At 34.4% G+C, this 18,779-nt stretch carries 16 protein-coding genes; 13 read left to right on the forward strand and 3 right to left on the reverse strand.

Annotation, left to right across the window (positions count from 1 at the left end; genetic code table 11):
• From G3A47_RS07815 to G3A47_RS07850, 8 genes are all read left to right on the forward strand, one after another.
• Complete coding sequence (locus G3A47_RS07815; protein ID WP_166921614.1) at nucleotides 1-153, forward strand: class I lanthipeptide; 153 nt, start codon at nucleotides 1-3, stop codon at nucleotides 151-153.
• A 26-nt stretch (nucleotides 154-179) separates the two neighbouring features.
• Entirely contained in the window at nucleotides 180-332 is a 153-nt protein-coding gene (locus G3A47_RS07820; RefSeq protein ID WP_166921615.1) for a class I lanthipeptide, read from the forward strand.
• A gap of 26 nt (nucleotides 333-358) precedes the next feature.
• Nucleotides 359-511: a class I lanthipeptide gene (locus G3A47_RS07825; protein ID WP_166921616.1), complete on the forward strand. Its 153-nt coding sequence runs from the start codon at nucleotides 359-361 to the stop codon at nucleotides 509-511.
• A gap of 26 nt (nucleotides 512-537) precedes the next feature.
• Nucleotides 538-687 carry a class I lanthipeptide gene (locus G3A47_RS07830; RefSeq protein ID WP_166921617.1) on the forward strand — a complete coding sequence of 50 codons (150 nt, stop codon included), beginning with the start codon at nucleotides 538-540 and terminating at the stop codon, nucleotides 685-687.
• A 397-nt stretch (nucleotides 688-1,084) separates the two neighbouring features.
• Nucleotides 1,085-2,239, forward strand: coding sequence for an HlyD family secretion protein (locus G3A47_RS07835; RefSeq protein ID WP_166921618.1), 1,155 nt, complete (start codon nucleotides 1,085-1,087; stop codon nucleotides 2,237-2,239).
• Nucleotides 2,232-4,394: a peptidase domain-containing ABC transporter gene (locus tag G3A47_RS07840; protein ID WP_166921619.1), complete on the forward strand. Its 2,163-nt coding sequence runs from the start codon at nucleotides 2,232-2,234 to the stop codon at nucleotides 4,392-4,394. Before G3A47_RS07835 ends, G3A47_RS07840 begins: the two co-directional genes overlap by 8 nt.
• A 16-nt stretch (nucleotides 4,395-4,410) precedes the next feature.
• Complete coding sequence (locus G3A47_RS07845) at nucleotides 4,411-7,545, forward strand: lantibiotic dehydratase (RefSeq protein ID WP_166921620.1); 3,135 nt, start codon at nucleotides 4,411-4,413, stop codon at nucleotides 7,543-7,545.
• A 3-nt stretch (nucleotides 7,546-7,548) separates the two neighbouring features.
• Nucleotides 7,549-8,661, forward strand: a complete 1,113-nt coding sequence (locus G3A47_RS07850) for an alcohol dehydrogenase catalytic domain-containing protein (RefSeq protein WP_166921621.1) — start codon at nucleotides 7,549-7,551, stop codon at nucleotides 8,659-8,661.
• 282 nt (nucleotides 8,662-8,943) lie between these two features.
• Here the strand turns inward: G3A47_RS07850 and G3A47_RS07855 are convergent, their stop codons facing one another.
• The 3 genes from G3A47_RS07855 to G3A47_RS07865 are packed head-to-tail and all read right to left on the reverse strand — an operon-like array spanning nucleotide 8,944 to nucleotide 11,038.
• Nucleotides 8,944-9,297, reverse strand: coding sequence for a hypothetical protein (locus tag G3A47_RS07855; RefSeq protein ID WP_166921622.1), 354 nt, complete (start codon nucleotides 9,295-9,297; stop codon nucleotides 8,944-8,946).
• Nucleotides 9,294-10,022 (reverse strand): hypothetical protein, encoded by a 729-nt coding sequence (locus G3A47_RS07860; RefSeq protein ID WP_166921623.1) that lies wholly within the window; start codon nucleotides 10,020-10,022, stop codon nucleotides 9,294-9,296. The genes G3A47_RS07855 and G3A47_RS07860 overlap by 4 nt, the downstream gene beginning before the upstream one ends.
• Nucleotides 10,023-10,063: 41 nt before the next feature.
• Nucleotides 10,064-11,038: a polyprenyl synthetase family protein gene (locus tag G3A47_RS07865; RefSeq protein ID WP_166921624.1), complete on the reverse strand. Its 975-nt coding sequence runs from the start codon at nucleotides 11,036-11,038 to the stop codon at nucleotides 10,064-10,066.
• A gap of 611 nt (nucleotides 11,039-11,649) precedes the next feature.
• On the opposite strand from G3A47_RS07865, the gene G3A47_RS07870 reads away from it, so the two are divergent.
• The 5 genes from G3A47_RS07870 (at nucleotide 11,650) to G3A47_RS07890 (ending at nucleotide 18,597) form a co-directional block, all read left to right on the forward strand.
• Nucleotides 11,650-12,171, forward strand: coding sequence for a YceI family protein (locus tag G3A47_RS07870; protein ID WP_166921625.1), 522 nt, complete (start codon nucleotides 11,650-11,652; stop codon nucleotides 12,169-12,171).
• A gap of 107 nt (nucleotides 12,172-12,278) precedes the next feature.
• Nucleotides 12,279-12,878 (forward strand): TetR/AcrR family transcriptional regulator, encoded by a 600-nt coding sequence (locus tag G3A47_RS07875; RefSeq protein WP_166921626.1) that lies wholly within the window; start codon nucleotides 12,279-12,281, stop codon nucleotides 12,876-12,878.
• A 10-nt stretch (nucleotides 12,879-12,888) separates the two neighbouring features.
• Complete coding sequence (locus tag G3A47_RS07880) at nucleotides 12,889-14,223, forward strand: TolC family protein (RefSeq protein ID WP_166921627.1); 1,335 nt, start codon at nucleotides 12,889-12,891, stop codon at nucleotides 14,221-14,223.
• Nucleotides 14,224-14,232: 9 nt separating this feature from the next.
• A complete protein-coding gene (locus G3A47_RS07885) occupies nucleotides 14,233-15,300 on the forward strand; it encodes an efflux RND transporter periplasmic adaptor subunit (protein WP_166921628.1) in 1,068 nt (355 codons plus the stop codon).
• A gap of 120 nt (nucleotides 15,301-15,420) precedes the next feature.
• Nucleotides 15,421-18,597 carry an efflux RND transporter permease subunit gene (locus tag G3A47_RS07890; protein ID WP_166921629.1) on the forward strand — a complete coding sequence of 1,059 codons (3,177 nt, stop codon included), beginning with the start codon at nucleotides 15,421-15,423 and terminating at the stop codon, nucleotides 18,595-18,597.
• Nucleotides 18,598-18,779: the final 182 nt, after the last annotated feature.

Below are 18,779 nucleotides of genomic sequence, written 5' to 3' on the forward strand. Positions count from 1 at the left end.
ATGAAAAAGCAAAATCCAAACAATAAACTGGCTTTCAATAAAGTAGCTGTTATCGAATTAAACGACAATCAAATGCATGACGTAGATGGAGGAACTACTGTTCCTTGTACTATAGTAGTCAGTTATTTAGTGACTACGGTCTTAGACCACTAATTCAACAACCTTAAATTTTAACAAAGATGAAAAAACAAAATGCAACCAACAAGTTAGCTTTCAACAAAGTAGCTGTTGTCGAATTAAACGACAATCAAATGAATGACGTAGACGGAGGAACTACTCCTGTTTGTACTGTAGTAGTCAGTTATTTAGTAGCTACAATCTTAGCCGATTAATCCAATAACCTTAAATTTTAACAAAGATGAAAAAACAAAATGCAACCAACAAGTTAGCTTTCAACAAAGTAGCTGTTATCGAATTAAACGACAATCAAATGCATGACGTAGACGGAGGAACTACTCCTCTTTGTACTGTAGTAGTTAGTTATTTAGTAACTACAATCTTAGCCGACTAATCCAATAACCTTAAATTTTAACAAAGATGAAAAAGCAAAATCCAAACAATAAACTGGCTTTCAATAAAGTAGCTGTTGTCGAATTAAACGACAATCAAATGAATGATGTAGACGGAGGAACTACTCCTGTTTGTACAGTAGTAATCAGTTATTTAGTGACTAAAGCCTTAGAGTAAATTATTGTTGTAAAAACAAAATGTGAACAACAAGCTGTTTTTAAATGAAATAGCTGTACGAAATTAAATGTAGGTTCATTACATCCTATTGATGGTAGAAGCTCAACTTTTTGCAATCCGGATCGTATCGTCATAACCATACATTTAGCATAATTTCGAACATGTTTCTTCTAAAAAGCATTATCGGTTTTACTGATAATGCTTTTTTTGTGCTTTTAAATCCTGAAAACGGATCTCAAACCGCTTTCATACAAAACCAATTTGATTTAAAATTAAATCACTGAAAATCAACTGTTTGAATTTCAAAAAGGACACTATTTTTTATAAAAATGGGTATTTTTCATTTTTTTCTTCCTTAAATATTAGGTTCATTTGTTCTGTAATTAATACCATAGTCATGAGCGATAAAGAAATTTTCCCGGAAGAGATTTTAAACAACACTGTTGAAAGTCATATTGCTAAACACAATAAAAAAACATCACGCTTATTTGTGATTACGTTTTTGGCTCTTTTAATTGCTTTTGTCTCGTTACCTTTTATACATATAGATATTTATACAACGAGTAGAGGAACGATAATTCCACAGGAAAAGAAGCTTACACTTTACTCTCCTATAAGTGGTAAAATTTCCTTTTTTAATGTGGAAGAAAATAAGAAAATCAAAAAAGGAGATACTTTACTGATAATAGATCATAATATATTAAAAGAAAGAGAGAACTTAAATACAATTCAGAGTTCAGAAAACTCCGTTTACCTGAATGACCTGCGTAATTTAATTCGTCGTAATTATGGTCAGGTACAATCAGATCAGTATAAAAAGGAGCTTTTAAAACACCAACAGGAATTGTACAATCTTGATATAGTGGTTAAGAATACGCAAACCGATTTTGACCGAAAAGAACATCTTTATAAAAAAGAAGTGATATCGAAATCGGAATTTGAAAAAGCACAATTAGAACTGGATAAAATTAAGAATGACAGAATTAATGTAATTAAACAAGCTGAATTGTCCTGGCAAAAAGAATACACTCAGTTAAGTCAGGATAATAAAAGCATTCATTCTAAACAGAAACAACTCAAAGAAGAGGAGAATAATTATATCATAATTGCTCCTATTGATGGTGAATTGATCAATATGCAGGGCTTTCACAAAGGAAGCGTAATTGCAACCGGAAACCCTATTGTAGAAATTTCACCGGATAAAAACATTATTGTAGAAACCTACGTAAACCCGTCTGAAATTGGTTATTTAAAAGAAGGAGGTGATGCGATTTATCAAATAGATGCCTTTAATTCAAATCAATGGGGATTTGCAAAAGGACAAATTTTTGAAATAAGTAAAGATGTGCTTATCGTTAATGATGCTCCTTATTATAAAATAAAAAGTAATCTATCTACTGATAGTTTAACCTTAAAAAATGGAGCTAAAGGGAACCTAAAAAAAGGTATGAGTTTAACGAGCCGGTTTTTCTTAACTAAAAGAACTGCATTTCAATTATTATTTGACAAAGTAGAAGATTGGTTTAATCCTTACAATAGCAAAAATGAGTAAAATAGAAATAAAACAACACGATCATTCAGATTGTGGTGCAGCTTGTTTAGCTTCAATTTCAGAATTTTATAATTTAAGTTTACCTATTTCGAGAATTAGACAATATGCCAGTACGACTCAAAAAGGAACAACATTATTAGGATTAAGAGATGCTGCAGTAAAATTAGGTTTTCTTGCCAAAGGAGTAAAAGTAGAATTTGAAGGATTAAAAGATGTGCCTTTACCAGCTCTTTTACATGTCCTGATTAAAAAAGACGGACATGAGTTTCCTCATTATATGGTGGCTTACAAAGTAGCTAAAAATTACATCCAGGTGATGGATCCGTCCAGCGGAAAACTGGAAAAAAAGCCTTTTGCCGATTTTGAAGAAATATTTACCGGTTATGCTTTAATCTTAATTCCTGACGATGATATTTTTAAAGAAAAAAACGAGAAAATATCCAATTTGAGAAGAATACTATTTTTATTGAAACCTCACAAATACATTTTATTGCAAGCTATTATTGGAGCTGTTTTATATACTTTGCTCGGTTTCTCGGTATCAATATACGTAGGTAAGATTACCGATTTTGTGCTCGTGAGCGGAAATAAAAGCTTGTTGAATCTAATGAGTATTATTGTGATTGCCTGTTTGTTGCTGCAAATTTTATACAGTGTTTTAAAAGATGTTTTTATCTTAAAAACAAGTCAGCAAATCGATTCCCGATTGATTTTAGGGTATTACAAACATTTGTTTACGATGCCTCAAAAGTTTTTTGATACCATGCGAATTGGTGAAATCATGTCAAGAATAGGGGATGCGGTAAAAATACGGGCTTTAATAAATGAAACTGCTTTGAGTATTTCGGTAAATATTCTAATTGTATTTTTTTCGTTTATTTTTATGTTCTCGTTTTATTGGAAACTGGCTTTGATTATCTCGTTGATCATCCCGTTTTATGTTATTATTTATCTAATTGCAAATAAGTTAAATAAAAAAGCGGAACGTGAAATAATGGAGAAAAATGCGCTTTTGGAGTCCCAATTGGTAGAATCCATAAAAAATATTGGGACAGTTAAGCGATTGTCTTTAGAGGATTTTTCTAAAATAAGAACCGAGCTGAAATTTGTTGATTTACTAAAAAGCATTTACAAATCGGGAATGAATGGAATTTTTGCCAGAACTTCTACTGATTTTATTTCCCGACTGTTTACCATTATTCTTTTATGGGTAGGGACGTATTATGCTATTGATGGTGATATTACTCCAGGTGAATTGTTTTCCTTTTATTCTATAATAGGCTATTTCACAGGACCGGCATCACAATTAATCGGTACGAATCAGGCCATTCAGAACGCCATGATTGCCTCAGATCGTTTGTTTGGAATTATGGATTTGGACAGAGAAGAAATGGAATCGAAAGTGAATTTGACAAAAAGTAACTTTGGTGATATTAAGTTTAAAAATATTGATTTCTCTTATGAATTGGGACGTTACATTTTTAAAGATTTAAATCTTACCATCAAAAAAGGTCAGTTTACAGCATTGGTAGGGGAAAGCGGAAGTGGAAAAAGTACGATTGCTTCATTAATCCAGAATATTTACAATCCGAAAGAAGGGAAGATACTAATTGGAGAATATGACTTAAATTACATTTCAAAAAGAAGTATTAATGCTTTGATTACCACGGTGCCTCAAAATGTGGAGCTTTTTGACGGAACGATTGCTTTTAACATTTCCATTGGAGAATCCAATCCGGATATGGAAAAAATAATTGAAGTAAGTAAAAAAGTAGGGGCTTATGATTTTATAGAGTCTTTATCCAACGGCTTTAATACCTATCTGGGTGAGTTTGGTGCAAACTTATCGGGAGGAGAGCGACAAAGAATTGCTTTTGCAAGAGCACTTTATAAAGATCCGGAAGTTCTTATTCTTGATGAAGCAACCTCGGCACTTGATTCGGAATCTGAACTGGTAATCAAAAATTTAATCGAAGAGTTGAGTGCACAGGGAAAAACCATCATTGTGATTGCACACAAATTACAGTCAATTAAAAAAGCAGATGTTATTTATGCCTTTAAAAAAGGAGAGATCATTGAGTCGGGCTCGCATGATGAGCTTATGAATAAAAAAGAATACTATTATAATATGTGGAATAATATAATTGTTTACTAAGGAAATTTTAGCAAAAATGAAAAATTACTCTTTTACAAAAACGGCTATCGTAAGAACTCCAATTGAAGAAAAACAAACGGATCTTACCTGGGAAAAAATTACAGCAATTTTTTCTAAAAAAGAAAACAGAGAAGCATTGTTTATTGGTTCCCCAAATATTTACAAGGCAATGCTTTTGTGGGAAAAAGGAGAAGCTTTTCAATCCGAGGAAGAACTTAAAAGTTTAAAAGGATCTTTGTACAAATATGCTTCCCGATTATCAAACAGAAGCACGCCATTTGGAATGTTTTCTACAGTGGCAGCGGTAGATTTAAATGCTGAGACCAGTCTGGATATCGCAAGAAGTACATTCGGAAGATTTACCAAATTTGATATGTATTTTTTAGGAAGCTTTTTGCCGGTTATTATAAAAAATGATGCTATCAGAAATGTTTTGAAATTTTACAGCAACAATTCAATTTATACGGTTTTTGATAAATACCGTTATGTGGAGTATTATTTTAAAGACAATGTAAGGTTTCATAAAATTTCTGAAGTTGAAATAAGTGATTATTTAGAACTGATATTTGAAAAAGCAAAAAATGGAGTTTTACTAAGTCAACTTGCCGAGCTACTTGTTTCTGATGAGATTTCTTTGCAGGATGCCAATGAATTTATGGATACCCTTATTAAAAGTCAGTTTATTGTAACCGAACTGGAGTTTACCATTACCGGAGAGGACTATTTTGAGAAATTGTTGAGAATATTCTCTGAAGAAAGATTCGATTCTTATGAAGCAGCGGTCATTAGAGAGCTCATCACTAATTTAAAAGCGAAAATCAATTTTCTGGATACAAACAGCAGTAATGATCCGGCTTTGTATACCGAGATTCATGAGTTGGTCAATGAAGAATTAGAACATGTTGATATCTCAAAATTGTTTCAGGTAGACAGTTTCAGAAAAATCGAAAAAGGTTCTATTAGTTTTAAAACACTCAAGAATTTGCGTCCTGCTTTAAGTGTTTTAAACAAATTGCAATCCGGTTCAGAAAATGGACATTTAAAAGAATTCAGAAAGAAATTCCTCGAGCGATTTGAAGAATATGAGCAACCTTTGGTGAGCGTTCTGGATCCCGACATAGGTATTGGTTACGGAAAAATTTCGGGAGCAAAATCACCTTTAGTAGAAGATTTATTGATCAATACTGGCCATTCAGATAGTAATCAGATCTCAATGGATGCTAAAAAAACATTTTTGTTAAAGAAGTTAATTCACGCTACAAAAAATAATCTGCAAGTTATTGATTTATTGGATGAGGAAATTAACAAATTTGAAGAAAGGGAGTCTTTATATCCGGACAGTTTTTCGGTATTTGTAAATGTATTTCATGAAAATGGAGTTGAAAAGATCAATTTAAAAACAGCAAGTGGTCCTTCTGCCAATAGTCTAATCGGGAGATTCAGTCATTTAGATACAAAAATTCTGGATTTGTGTAATGAAGTTACCGCTATAGAAAATCAGCTGCACGCCGATAAAATTGTTGCAGAAATAGTGCATCTGCCACAGGCAAGAACCGGAAATATTTTGTACAGAAACTTTCAAAGAGAGTATGAAATTCCTTATTTGGGAAATGCTTCGGTAGACAGCGATCATCAAATCACGATAGACGATTTGTATGTTTCTGTAAAAGGAGGGAAAATTATTCTGCGTTCTAAAAGACTTAACAAGGAAGTAATTCCGCGATTGAGTAATGCCCATAATTTTGCTTCGAATGCCTTACCGATCTATCATTTCTTGTGTGATCTTCAAAATCAAAACTCTTTTGGCTTTGGTTTTGGCTGGGGAGCGTTACAAAATGAGTTTGATTTTTTGCCAAGAGTAAATTACAAAGACACCGTTTTAAGCAGAGCAACCTGGAATATTAATAAAGCCGAAATTGAAAGTATACTGGCTGTTGGTGAATCTAAAACAATCGATTTTATTCGCGATTTCAGAACAAAGAGAAATATTCCTGATTTGATCTATATTTCTCAAGGTGATAATGAAGTGCTCATTAACTTCAACAACGATTTGAGTTGTAATGTATTTTACTATATGCTTAAAGGGGAGAGTTTCATTCAGTTAAAAGAGTTTTTATTTGCTGAAGATACCATCACAGCGAATTATTGCAATGAAATTATTTTCACAGCGCATAAAAATATTGAGAAAAAAGTGGAAGCTGCCACTGTAAAACAGTTTGTTTCAAAAGAAAATCAGGAAGGCGTAGCGACCTCTTTTTCGATAGGAGAAAAATGGCTTTATTATAAATTTTACTGCGGTGAAAGAGCCGGTGAAGAACTTTTAAACAGAGCAATCAACCCTATTGTCAAAGAATTGCAATCCAAAGACCTGATCGAAAAGTGGTTTTTTATTCGCTATCACGATGTACAGGGGCATCACATCAGATTCCGTGTTTTATTAAAAAACAGTAATTTGTTTACCGCTTGCATTCAAACCATAAGACAATATATTGAACCGCTTGAAAAAACACGAATTATCTGGAAAACACAAACCGATAATTATCTCAGAGAGCTGCAACGCTACGGTTATGAGGCTATCGAAGAAACCGAATCCTTGTTTTTTAATGATAGTGTCTGTACACTAAAATTCACGGATATGATCGAAGGAGATTCCGGAGAAAAAATAAGATGGATGTTTGCCCTATTGTCTATAGATCACTTTTTAAATGATTTTGATGTAATACTGGAGGGAAAAATCAAATTGTTTAATGTTGCCAAAACCGGTTTTGGAAAAGAATTTAATCGTTCCGGGCGACTCAACAAACAAATCAATGAATTGTTTGTGAAGTATGAATCGGATATAGAGTCATTTTTGAATCCTAACGCAATGGACGAAATGTATGCGCCTTTGCTTGAAATTCTTCAGGAGCGTTCCAAAAGTAATGTGGAGTTTGTAAAAGCAATAAAACAAATAAACAAAGAAGATCGTTTGCCAGCCTATCTTGATGATATCATGCTGAGTTATGTGCACATGATTTGCAACCGAATCTTTATAACAAAACACAGAATGCACGAAATGGTTGTTTATGACTTTTTATACAAATATTACAGCAAACAACTGCATACCGGAAAAAATGAACAAACAAAAGAAACAGTAGAACTAACATCTTAAGATATGAGAGCACTGGCAGTAGTAACGTCTTCTTTATTTGATAAGATTGAAGATCATAACAAGCATTTAATTCGCATTGATAACGTGGAAATTCCTTTGGCTTTTGTCGAGGGAAACTTCCCTGATTTCGATCCTGAATCGGATCAATATGCCAATTTTGTATTGGTGAAAAAAGTTAGTTTTTCCTTAAATTACAGAGATTTGGGAGTTGTTGAAAATGCATGGCAGAAATTAAAAGGAGCTACTATCGATACTTTCTATCCTATAGGTTCTGATTTTGCAGGGCATGTAATTGCGGTTGGTAGAAATGTAACCACTTTGGCTGTTGGAGATTTGGTACTAGGCAACTGTTTTTATCCTGAAGCTGAAAATGGAGCGATGCCCGGAATCCCGTCTAATCACTCCAGTAAAGAGTATGAAATTTATCATTATGCCAAGTTGGTGAAAGTGCCATCTTACCTTTCCGGTGTTGAGGCCGGTGCGTTGGGAATCGGAACACAAACTGCTAATGCAATGATTCGGAAAGCCAATATTAAAAAAGGAGATAATGTACTCGTAACATCGGTAACGTCAAATACCTCTTATTTTTTATTAAACGCACTTTGGAGCATGGATTGTAATGTTTATGGCCTATCTTATTCCGGAAAAAACAGAACATTAGTTCGGGAGCAGTTTCCGTTTATAAAAGATATTTTCGCTATAAAAGAAAAAAATATCCCAAACACACTGTTGTTTGATGTGGTACTGGATTCTTTTTCGGATACCTATTTAGAGCTTTTATTACCTCAGTTAAATCTGAATGCCCGTTATTTAAGCTGTGGTATTTTTAATCAGTCTATTGGCAAGTTAAAAGAGGTTAAACCAACCAATTTAACACTATTGATTGCCAATTTAATGATGCGAAACATAAGTTTTATTGGTAATTGTTTGGGAACTACCCAAGACCTGGTTTCTGGTCTGGAATTTTATAAAACACAAAAACTATTAATTGATTCAGTTTTTACCGAGGAAGATTCTTTATCAGATTTTATATCGAAGTCGTTTAATACAGAATCGGATAAATTTGGAAAAGTAATTTACGAATACAGCGAAATTGAAGAAGAATCAGCGATTTAAAGCAATTTTCGGTAGAGAATAGTAGCCACTAATTGCACGAATTTTCACGAATTGAATTTTAAAGTTTAGAAAAAATCCTTTTAATCTTTTTAATCTGTGGCAAAAAATACTAGCCACTGATTTCACAGATTAAAAGGATTTTTTTTCTGAGTTTATTGTTATGCGTAACTTTATTACAGCACTATTGGCGTTACTATTGAGGAATTGAGTAAAAAAACAATTCGTGAAAATTTGTGCAATTAGTGGCAAAAAACTAGCCGCTAATTAAAACGATTTTTTTGGTTAGTAATTATTTCTAAACCAGACTTTTTGCCATTCTCTTTTTAAAATTAGAAAGGAGACTTGTTCGGCGAGGATTACCAAATCTGATCCGTCAAGTTTTTTTATTTCGCTTTCAGATACATCTATTATATAAAGAAGATTGAGATATTCGGCAAATTTATACTGAATCATTCGGTAGATTTTTTCGTGCAGCTGAATTTTTATTTCGTTGGGAGAAATACTCAACGGAAAATCGATTCCTTCGTTTGCTAAGTTAAAATCCTTATTAATTTGCTCAATTAATTTTAGATACAAAGTCTCGCTTTGTGCCTGCTCGAGCAACAACTCAGTTGATTTTGGGGCGATGAAATTCATTTTCTTTTCTTTTTATTTTCCCAGACAGCTACAATCTTTGCCAACAGTACATCACCGCCGGCATACAGAAAAACAGCTCCCATTGGGGGATTTGAAGTAGGGATACTTCCAAACACGGTAGGAGCCCAGGTCCAGCACTTAAAATAAGTACCTGCCAATTCTATAAATATAACACAAAACGCTATAAAGCAGTATAGATTCTGCCATCTTTTTCTTTTTAAGAGAGCAAAAAATAAAAGCCCCAGAAACAACGAAAAATAGTCTTTTAATAGTACGGCAACACTCAAAAATAATAGAGCGAAGAAAAAAAGGAAATATTTTCTTAAGTGAAGTTCTTTAGCTATGGACCATTTGGTATGGGCATAAACATAACCCGAAGCATAAACAATAGCATGTCCAAAAGGGACATATAAAGGAATCGCTTCGGTTCTGTACGCGTACATTCCCAATAATTTACAGAAAATCAATTCTCCGATATAAGAGAGCCCAACCATTACAAACATCAGTTTTCTTAAATCGGATTTTGCACTCCAATAGAAGCCCGTAAAATAAAGAATGGCTAACAGGTTTGTCAGCGGTCTGCCGTCAAAATAATGTGTTGTAAAAAATACCGAATCAATTCCTAACGCCAAAACAGTAAAAAAGGGAAAACAAATTGCAAAAAGAAAGGATAGTTTGATATCATTTCTTTCGGAATTAAAAGTAATCACTTCTGTTTTTTCCATCAGATAGTTGTATTGAAGAAAGCAGCTTTTAATGTTAAAAGCTATACTTTTCTTCCCATTAAATTTTCGCCAAAGGTTCTTAAGATGTTTTTCTTTTCGGCGTTGATATCCATTTTTTCTAAAGTCTCAAAAGCTTTAAAAGTATACATTTCTATGGCTTCCTGCGTTGCTTTTGAAGCGCCCGATTCGTTAAAAATCGCTTTTGCTGTTTCAATTTTAGCAGCATTGTCGTCAAGTTGCAGACCGAATAAATTTTGCAATTGTACAGCTTTCTCCTGAGATGAAAATTCTAAAGCTTTTAAGTATAAATAGGTTTTTTTATTTTCGATAATATCGCCACCAACCTGTTTTCCAAAAGTTTCCGGGTCTCCGAAAGCATCTAAAAAATCATCCTGAAGCTGAAAAGCCAATCCTAAGTTAAGTCCGAAATCGTAAATTAAATCTGCTTCTTTCTCAGATGTTTTGGCTACGATTGCTCCCATTTTCATGGCGGCGGCAACCAGAACTGCTGTTTTGTATTCAATCATTTTTAAATATTCCGGAATGGTTACATTGTCTCTTTCTTCAAAATCAACATCCCATTGTTGTCCTTCGCAAACTTCCAGAGCCGTTTTGCTGAACAATTTTGCCAGATCTCTAAAAACGACAGGCTCGTATTGCTCAAAATATTGATAAGCCAGAATTAACATCGTATCGCCCGATAAAATGGCGGTGTTTGTATTCCATTTTTCATGTACCGTTACTTGTCCTCTTCGCAACGGAGCATCATCCATAATGTCATCATGAACTAATGAAAAGTTATGAAAAACTTCAACTGCCATGGCGGCAGGAAGTGCTACCGTATAATCAGTATCAAAAACTTCTGCTGCCATTAGCGTAAGTACCGGACGCATACGCTTTCCGCCAAGACCTAAAATATATTCGATTGGTTCATAAAGATTTTTGGGTTCTTTAGTGATGATTTGTTTGTTTAAATAACTAATAAAGAAATCCTGGTACTGACTAATATCGTGCATAAAATGAAATTCTGATTTACGAAGCCCAAAGATACAATTCAATTATGAAACTCAAGTTGCTAGTTGAATAATAATGTGTACTTGTAATATGTAAAATGTATACTGTAAGATGTATACTGTAAGATGTGTACTGTAAGATGTGAAATGTGAAAAATAATAAGTTTTGTTTAATTGATTACCGGTTTACATTGTACGGATATATAGTTGTGCCAGATCATCGAAATACATAAACAATACACTTCAATTCTAACGCTTCGTCTAAAGGCAGGAAAATCAGTTAATTAAAGTATTTTTCCTTTCAAAAAATCATCCCCATTTCCCATTTTACAGTATACATTTTACATCTTACAGTATACATTTTACAACAAATAACTAGCAACTTGAATTATGAATAATTAGTTCCGAAATTTTAAAAGGAATTATGCATTAAAAACGGAGTTTATAGCAGGGCGGTTATAATATGTTAAAAAAATATTGAAAAAACTTGGAAACTTTTTTGGTGTTTAAAGTTTCCTGTCTATATTTGCACCGTAAAATAAAGCTAGGGAACCAGAAAATCGCTTTCGGAATAGTTTGTCTGGCTTTTGTAATAATAACAAAATCAGTAATTTATGAAAACAACGTGGACCATTGATTCTAGTCAGTCAGATGTTTTAATAAAAATGAGACATTCGATAATTGCTTACTTAGGAGGAACTACAAATAAATTTGACGGATATGTAGATTTTGAAAACAATGAAATTGAAGATGCTTCTGTCGAATTTTCTCTGGATGTAAACAACAGAAATGACAGTTTCCAGCAAATAGACACTCATTTACAATTGAACGATTTGTTTAATGTAAACGAACATCCAATTATTAGTTTCAAATCGACCTCATTTCAGAAAGTGAATAATAATATTAATTTTTTCAAAGGTGATCTGACCATAAAAGATGTGACTAAGGTAGTAGAGCTTGATGCCGAGTTTATCGGAATTAATTCTTACGATGGTAAAAAGAAAGTTGCTTTTGAAATTACCGGAAACATTAAACGTCAGGATTTTGGTTTAGACTATCATTCGTTTAACCATAACGGAGGCCTTGCATTGGGAAAGGATATGAAGCTTATTGCTAATTTAGAATTTAGCATATAACTGTTATGCAGGCAACAAATTAATGTAAAAATAGTACAAATTTAACGGAAACTATTTTTGTTAATAAAGTTTCCAAATTATATTTGTAGTACAATTTGAAAATTAAAATGAAAGAGAAAATCATATCAAAGGCAAGTGAATTGTTTTTAAAATTGGGGTTTAAAAGTGTCACAATGGATGATATTGCGAGTGAAATGTGTATTTCTAAAAAGACGATTTACAAATATTTTTGTAATAAAGAAGTCCTGATTGAAGAAAGTACTGCATTGGTTCACACACAAGTACATCATATTATTGATACTATAGTTGCAAAGAACCACAATGCGATTCATGAGAATTTTGAAATTAGAGAAATGTTTTGTGAAATGTTTAAAAACAATATTGACTCCTCTCCGATTTATCAGTTAAAAAAACACTATCCGGAGATTTATCAAAATGTAATGTCCCAGGAAATTGATCAGTGTAGTGAATGGTTCAGAAATAATATCAATAAGGGAATCCGGGAGAAATTATACCGGGAAGATTTAAATATAGAGGTTTATGTGAAATTTTATTACATTTTGATTTTTCACATTAACGAAAATACAGTCTCCGAGAAAGAAGCGCAGAGAATAGAGTTAGAAGCTTTGGAATATCACACCAGAGCAATGGCAACTGCAGAAGGCATTGCAGAATTAGAAAAACAACTTAAAAAATTTACTACTTAATCATCAATCTATGAAAAGAATCATTCTTATATTTTTGTGCTCCATTGGCTTAAGTGTCAGCGCACAAGTCAAAACACTAACCCTAAAAGATGCTCTTGTATACGCGCTTGAAAACAAAGCCGATGCAAAAAAAGCTAAATTATCGGTTGAAAACGGGGAATACAAGGTTCAGGAAGCCCGTTCTAAAGCATTGCCTCAAATTTCGGCAAGCGGAAACCTGACTCATAATCCAATTATCCAGACAACAGTAATCGATGGTGCCGGATTTGGACAGCCGGGAACTACTATTCAGGCAGCATTTGGTCAAAAATGGACTTCTGTAGCAGGGGTTTCCTTGACTCAGACGCTATTTGATCAGGCCGTTTTTACCGGATTAAGAGCAGCAAGATCTACTCGTGAATTTTATCAGATAAACAATCAATTAACAGACGAACAGGTAATAGAAAGAGTTGCCAATAACTACTACTCTGTTTATGTGCAACGCGAAAGATTGGTTTTATTAGACAGCAACTACGTTAATACTACCAAAGTACGTGATATCGTTAAAGGGCAGTTTGAAAACGGATTGGCTAAAAAAATTGACTTAGACCGTATCATCGTAAAAATGTCAAACATTGATACCGAGCGTCAGCAGATTAAAAATCAGATTACTTTACAGGAGAATGCTTTAAAGTTTTATATGGGTATGCCTATAGAAACGCTAATCGATATGCCAAAAGAAGAATTTGAAGTGGTACCGGCCGCTTTGACAGAAGTGCCAAACACAGAAAAGAGAACGGAGTACTTGCTTTTGAAAAAACAGGAAGAACTTTTAGTGTACAATAAAAAAGCGGTTGAGGCCGGATATTATCCTACACTTTCGCTAACTGCTGGTTATAACTATATAGGTCAAGGTCCGGAAATGCCATTGTTTGCAAAACCGAAAGATGGGGTTTATTGGTCAGATTTCTCTGCGATAGCATTAAACTTACACGTACCCATTTTTACCGGATTTGGAACCCGTGCTAAAGTAAGAATGGCCGATGTAGAAATCAGATCGCTACAGGAAGACATTAGAGATACCAAACTTTCGCTTGATTTAGATTACCGAAATGCGATGGCTCAAATCGACAATAATTTGGTAACAATTCAAAATCAGAAAGAAAATATGCGATTGGCAAGCGAGATCTTAAGCAATACAAAAAACAATTACCTTCAGGGATTGGCATCATTGACAGACTTGTTAGATTCTGAAAATGCATCTCTGGAAGCACAAAATAATTATACCAGAGCAGTTTTGAATTATAAAATTGCCGAAGTAGCACTAATCAAATCAAAAGGCGAACTTAAATCTCTTATTAAATAACTATATACAATGAAAAAAATAATTATAACTGTCGGAATCATAATTGCAGCATTAGCTCTGATTGGATTTATCTTAAATAACAATAAGAAGGAGAATAAAGCTAAAACGGATATTGTTGCTGAAAAAAATGCGGCAGTTTCTGTAAAGGTATCTCCTGTAAAAACTGAAGAAGTTTCGTTAGACTTCGTGGCAAACGGAAACTTCCAACCGACTCAGGAATTGACTTTCTCTGCTGAAAAATCAGGAAAAGTAATCAACGTTCTGGTAAAAGAAGGAGACTACGTAAGAGTAGGGCAAACCTTGTTGACTATGAGAGGTGATGTCATTAATGTAAATGCACAAACAGCAGAAGCAGCTTATCTAAATGCAAAATCAGATTACAGCAGATACGAAAATGCTTTTAAAACGGGTGGTGTTACCAAACAACAATTAGATCAGGCAAGATTGGCTTTAACCAATGCACAGTCTAACTATACAGAAGCTAAAATTAATGTAGGTGATACAAGAGTAAAAGCTCCGATTAATGGATTTATCAATAAAAAATATATTGAACCGGGTTCTATCCTGACAGGGATGCCGGCAACAGCATTGTTTGATATTGTAAATGTTTCCAAATTAAAATTAATGGTTACTGTAAACGAGAATCAGGTAGCAAGTTTGAAAAAAGGAGACAATATAAACATAACAGCCAGTGTTTATCCTGACAAATCTTTTTCCGGAAAAATTACTTTTATTGCTGCAAAAGCAGATGCTACTTTGAACTTTCCTGTTGAAATTGAAATCGTAAACAACTCTAATAATGACTTAAAAGCTGGTATGTACGGAACAGCAAATTTTGCATCCAAACAACAAAAACAACACCTTATGGTTGTGCCTAGAAATGCATTTGTTGGAAGTGTGAGCAGTAATGAGATTTTTGTAGCTCATAACGGTATTGCAAAATTAAGAAAAGTAACAGCCGGAAGAATTTTAGGAGATCAGGTAGAAATCATCAACGGATTATCTGACGGTGAAACTGTAATTGTTACAGGTCAAATTAACCTACAAGACGGAAATACAGTAGAAATTATTAAATAACTTGAAGCTATAAGCATTAAGTGATACGTTATAAGTGATAAACTTTAGGCATTACGCCTAGAGTCTACATCTTACAGCCTATATCTTACATCTTACAGCCAATAGCCTAAAGCAAAACAAATGAAATTAGCCGAAATATCGATAAAACGTCCGTCGTTAGTAATTGTATTGTTTGCAATTCTGACACTTGGTGGATTGTTCAGCTATAGCCAGTTGGGTTATGAACTGATCCCGAAATTTGAACAAAATGTGATTACGATCTCTACTATTTATCCTGGAGCTTCTCCAAGTGAGGTAGAGAATACGGTAACCAAGAAAATTGAAGATGCGATTGCATCCTTAGAAAACGTCAAGAAGATAGATTCGAAATCTTATGAGAGTTTGTCTATCGTATCAATTACGTTGACTTCAAATGCAAAAGTTGATTTTTCTTTGAATGACGCACAACGTAAAATAAATGCCATCATTAGTGATTTGCCGGAGGATGTTAAAACACCTGCTCTGACCAAATTCTCCCTGAGTGATTTACCAATTATGACATTGGGAGCAAATGGTAAAATGGACGAGGCAGCGTTTTATGACTTAATTGACAAAAAAATTGCACCGATTTTATCTCGTGTACAAGGTGTGGCACAGGTAAATATTATTGGTGGTTCGGAACGTGAAATCCAGGTGAATCTTGATGCATTAAAAATGCAGGCTTACGGACTTTCGATTCCACAAGTACAACAGAATATTTTGACTTCGAACTTAGATTTCCCTACAGGAAATATTCAGACTCGTGATCAGAAAATATTAATTCGTTTAGCGGGTAAATATAAAAGTGTTGATGAATTAAGAAACCTGGTTGTTTCTTCTCAAAACGGAATTCAGATTCGTTTAAGTGATATTGCCGATGTTCAGGATACGCAGAAAGTAGCGGAAAAAATATCACGTGTTGATCAGAAAAGTGCGATTGTTTTGCAAATTGTAAAACAGTCAGATGCAAATGCAGTAGCGGTAAGTGAGCATTTATTAAAAACAATTGCGACTCTTGAAAATGATTATAAAGTCAATCAGTTAAAACTAGAGGTAGCAAAAGACAGTACTATTTTTACATTGGAAGCAGCAGATTCTGTTGTACACGATTTATTAATTGCAGTAATTCTGGTAGCATTTGTAATGTTGTTCTTCCTGCACAGTATCAGAAACTCTCTGATTGTAATGGTGTCTATTCCGGCCTCTTTGATCGCTACCTTTATTGGTATTTACTTAATGGGGTATACTTTGAACTTAATGAGTTTGCTAGGATTATCTCTTGTAGTAGGTATCCTTGTAGATGACGCGATTGTGGTACTGGAAAATATCTACAGGCATATGGAGATGGGTAAAAGCCGAATTCGTGCTTCGTTTGACGGTACAGCAGAAATTGGTGGTACGGTAACTTCTATTACCTTGGTAATTGTGGTAGTGTTCTTGCCTATCGCAATGAGTTCCGGTCTGGTTTCTGATATTATTACACAGTTCTGTGTTACGGTAATTATCTCTACAATGTTGTCTCTTTTGGCTTCCTTTACAATTATTCCTTGGCTGTCATCCCGTTATGGTAAATTGGAACATATTGAAGGAAAGAATTTATTCGGAAGAATTATCCTTGGTTTCGAAAATTATCTGACACGTTTTACCAACTGGGTTTCAAATTTATTGACCTGGTGTCTGGATCATTACGTTAAAACTTTTATCGTAGTATTAGTATTGTTCTTTGCTTCGACAATAGGCTTAATGGGGGGAGGTTTCATCGGTGGAGAGTTCTTTGCTGCTTCTGATAGTGGGGAATTCTTAGTTCAGATTGAGATGCCGAAAGATGCTTCGTTAGAGCAAACCAACTTCATGACGCAAAAAGCAGAGGCTTACTTAAAAGGACAAGAATATGTGCTTAGTCAGATTACAACGGTAGGACAAACCAGTGAAGGTTTTGGAGCGTCACAAGCTACAGCATACAAAGCGGAGATTGACGTAAAAATGATCGACCAAAAAGATCGTACAGACGACGCCAATGTTTATGCAGCTAAAATGAAGCGTAAACTGGAGAAAGTATTAGTTGGAGCAAAAGTTAAAACCGTTCCGGTTGGTATCTTAGGAACAGCTGAGGATGCTACTTTGGGATTGATCGTTACAGGTCCTTCAACAGAAAGCGCTATGGCCTTTGCTAAATTAGCGGAAGCTGAATTGCGCACCATTCCCGGAACGACAGAGATTAAATTAACCGTTGAGGACGGAAATCCTGAAATCAACGTTAAAGTAGATCGTGATAAAATGGCAGCCTTAGGATTAACACTACAAACGGTTGGTCTAACGATGCAAACGGCTTTTAGTGGAAATACAGATGGCAAATACAGAGCCGGAGAATACGAATACGATATCAATATCAGATACAATGCTTTTGACAGAAAAAGTATTACAGACGTTAGTAACTTAATCTTTATTAATGCAGCCGGACAGCAAATTAAATTGTCTCAGTTTGCAGCTATTACAGAGGGTTCAGGACCTAGCCAGTTAGAGCGTAGAGACAAATCTGCTTCTGTAACGGTAAAAGGACAAAACGTTGGGGTTCCTTCAGGAACAATTGTTACGCAATGGCAGGCAAAACTGGATAAGCTTAAAAAACCGGCCGGTGTTAACTATATCTGGGGAGGTGATCAGGAAAACCAAAGTGAAGGTTTTGGTACCTTAGGAATTGCTTTATTAGCGGCTATTATATTAGTTTACCTTGTAATGGTGGCACTTTATGACAGTTTTGTTCACCCGTTTGTGGTATTGTTTGCGATTCCGCTTTCGTTTATTGGTGCGATGTTAGCGTTGGCTTTAACCAACAATTCATTAAACATCTTTACGATTTTAGGGATCATCATGTTGATTGGTCTGGTGTGTAAGAATGCGATCATGCTTGTCGATTATACCAACCAGCGTAGAGCTGCGGGAGAATCGATCAGAACAGCATTAATTCAGGCAAACCATGCTCGTTTACGTCCGATTTTGATGACGACAATTGCGATGGTATTTGGTATGTTCCCAATTGCATTAGCTTCAGGAGCCGGTGCAGAATGGAAAAACGGATTGGCTTGGGTAATTATCGGAGGATTGATCAGTTCGTTATTCTTAACGCTGATTGTGGTTCCTGTAATCTATAATATTATGGAGAAAATCATTCATAAATTCTCTAAAGGAGAAAAAATCGATTACGAAGCTGAAATGGTGGCAGACTATGTACCAACAGAAGTAAGTGAGGACGGTTTTAATCCAAAACATACACATTAGGAGTTTTAAATTCCAATTCTTTAAATTCCAAATTCCAAAAAGGAGGAGTTTTAGAAAACAAAAAATCCCAAGTTCCTTAATTGGAATTTGGGATTTTTCATTGGATGTCTTGTCCTGAAAAAGGTTGACTACAATCCAATTAATTATGTCAACAGAAAGGAAAGTTCTAAAAAAAGTAATGC

Origin of the sequence: Flavobacterium poyangense (assembly GCF_011751075.1) — a bacterium.
Classification (GTDB): Bacteria; Bacteroidota; Bacteroidia; order Flavobacteriales; family Flavobacteriaceae; genus Flavobacterium; species Flavobacterium poyangense.

Excerpts from the sequence above, each read along its gene's own strand:
- G3A47_RS07815 (WP_166921614.1), top strand. The coding sequence starts at position 1 with ATGAAAAAGCAAAATCCAAACAATAAACTGGCTTTCAATAAAGTAGCT.
- G3A47_RS07855 (WP_166921622.1), bottom strand. The coding sequence starts at position 9,297 with ATGAATTTCATCGCCCCAAAATCAACTGAGTTGTTGCTCGAGCAGGCA.
- G3A47_RS07845 (WP_166921620.1), top strand. The coding sequence starts at position 4,411 with ATGAAAAATTACTCTTTTACAAAAACGGCTATCGTAAGAACTCCAATT.
- G3A47_RS07835 (WP_166921618.1), top strand. The coding sequence starts at position 1,085 with ATGAGCGATAAAGAAATTTTCCCGGAAGAGATTTTAAACAACACTGTT.
- G3A47_RS07890 (WP_166921629.1), top strand. The coding sequence starts at position 15,421 with ATGAAATTAGCCGAAATATCGATAAAACGTCCGTCGTTAGTAATTGTA.
- G3A47_RS07825 (WP_166921616.1), top strand. The coding sequence starts at position 359 with ATGAAAAAACAAAATGCAACCAACAAGTTAGCTTTCAACAAAGTAGCT.
- G3A47_RS07830 (WP_166921617.1), top strand. The coding sequence starts at position 538 with ATGAAAAAGCAAAATCCAAACAATAAACTGGCTTTCAATAAAGTAGCT.
- G3A47_RS07850 (WP_166921621.1), top strand. The coding sequence starts at position 7,549 with ATGAGAGCACTGGCAGTAGTAACGTCTTCTTTATTTGATAAGATTGAA.
- G3A47_RS07875 (WP_166921626.1), top strand. The coding sequence starts at position 12,279 with ATGAAAGAGAAAATCATATCAAAGGCAAGTGAATTGTTTTTAAAATTG.
- G3A47_RS07820 (WP_166921615.1), top strand. The coding sequence starts at position 180 with ATGAAAAAACAAAATGCAACCAACAAGTTAGCTTTCAACAAAGTAGCT.
- G3A47_RS07860 (WP_166921623.1), bottom strand. The coding sequence starts at position 10,022 with ATGGAAAAAACAGAAGTGATTACTTTTAATTCCGAAAGAAATGATATC.
- G3A47_RS07880 (WP_166921627.1), top strand. The coding sequence starts at position 12,889 with ATGAAAAGAATCATTCTTATATTTTTGTGCTCCATTGGCTTAAGTGTC.
- G3A47_RS07840 (WP_166921619.1), top strand. The coding sequence starts at position 2,232 with ATGAGTAAAATAGAAATAAAACAACACGATCATTCAGATTGTGGTGCA.
- G3A47_RS07865 (WP_166921624.1), bottom strand. The coding sequence starts at position 11,038 with ATGCACGATATTAGTCAGTACCAGGATTTCTTTATTAGTTATTTAAAC.
- G3A47_RS07870 (WP_166921625.1), top strand. The coding sequence starts at position 11,650 with ATGAAAACAACGTGGACCATTGATTCTAGTCAGTCAGATGTTTTAATA.
- G3A47_RS07885 (WP_166921628.1), top strand. The coding sequence starts at position 14,233 with ATGAAAAAAATAATTATAACTGTCGGAATCATAATTGCAGCATTAGCT.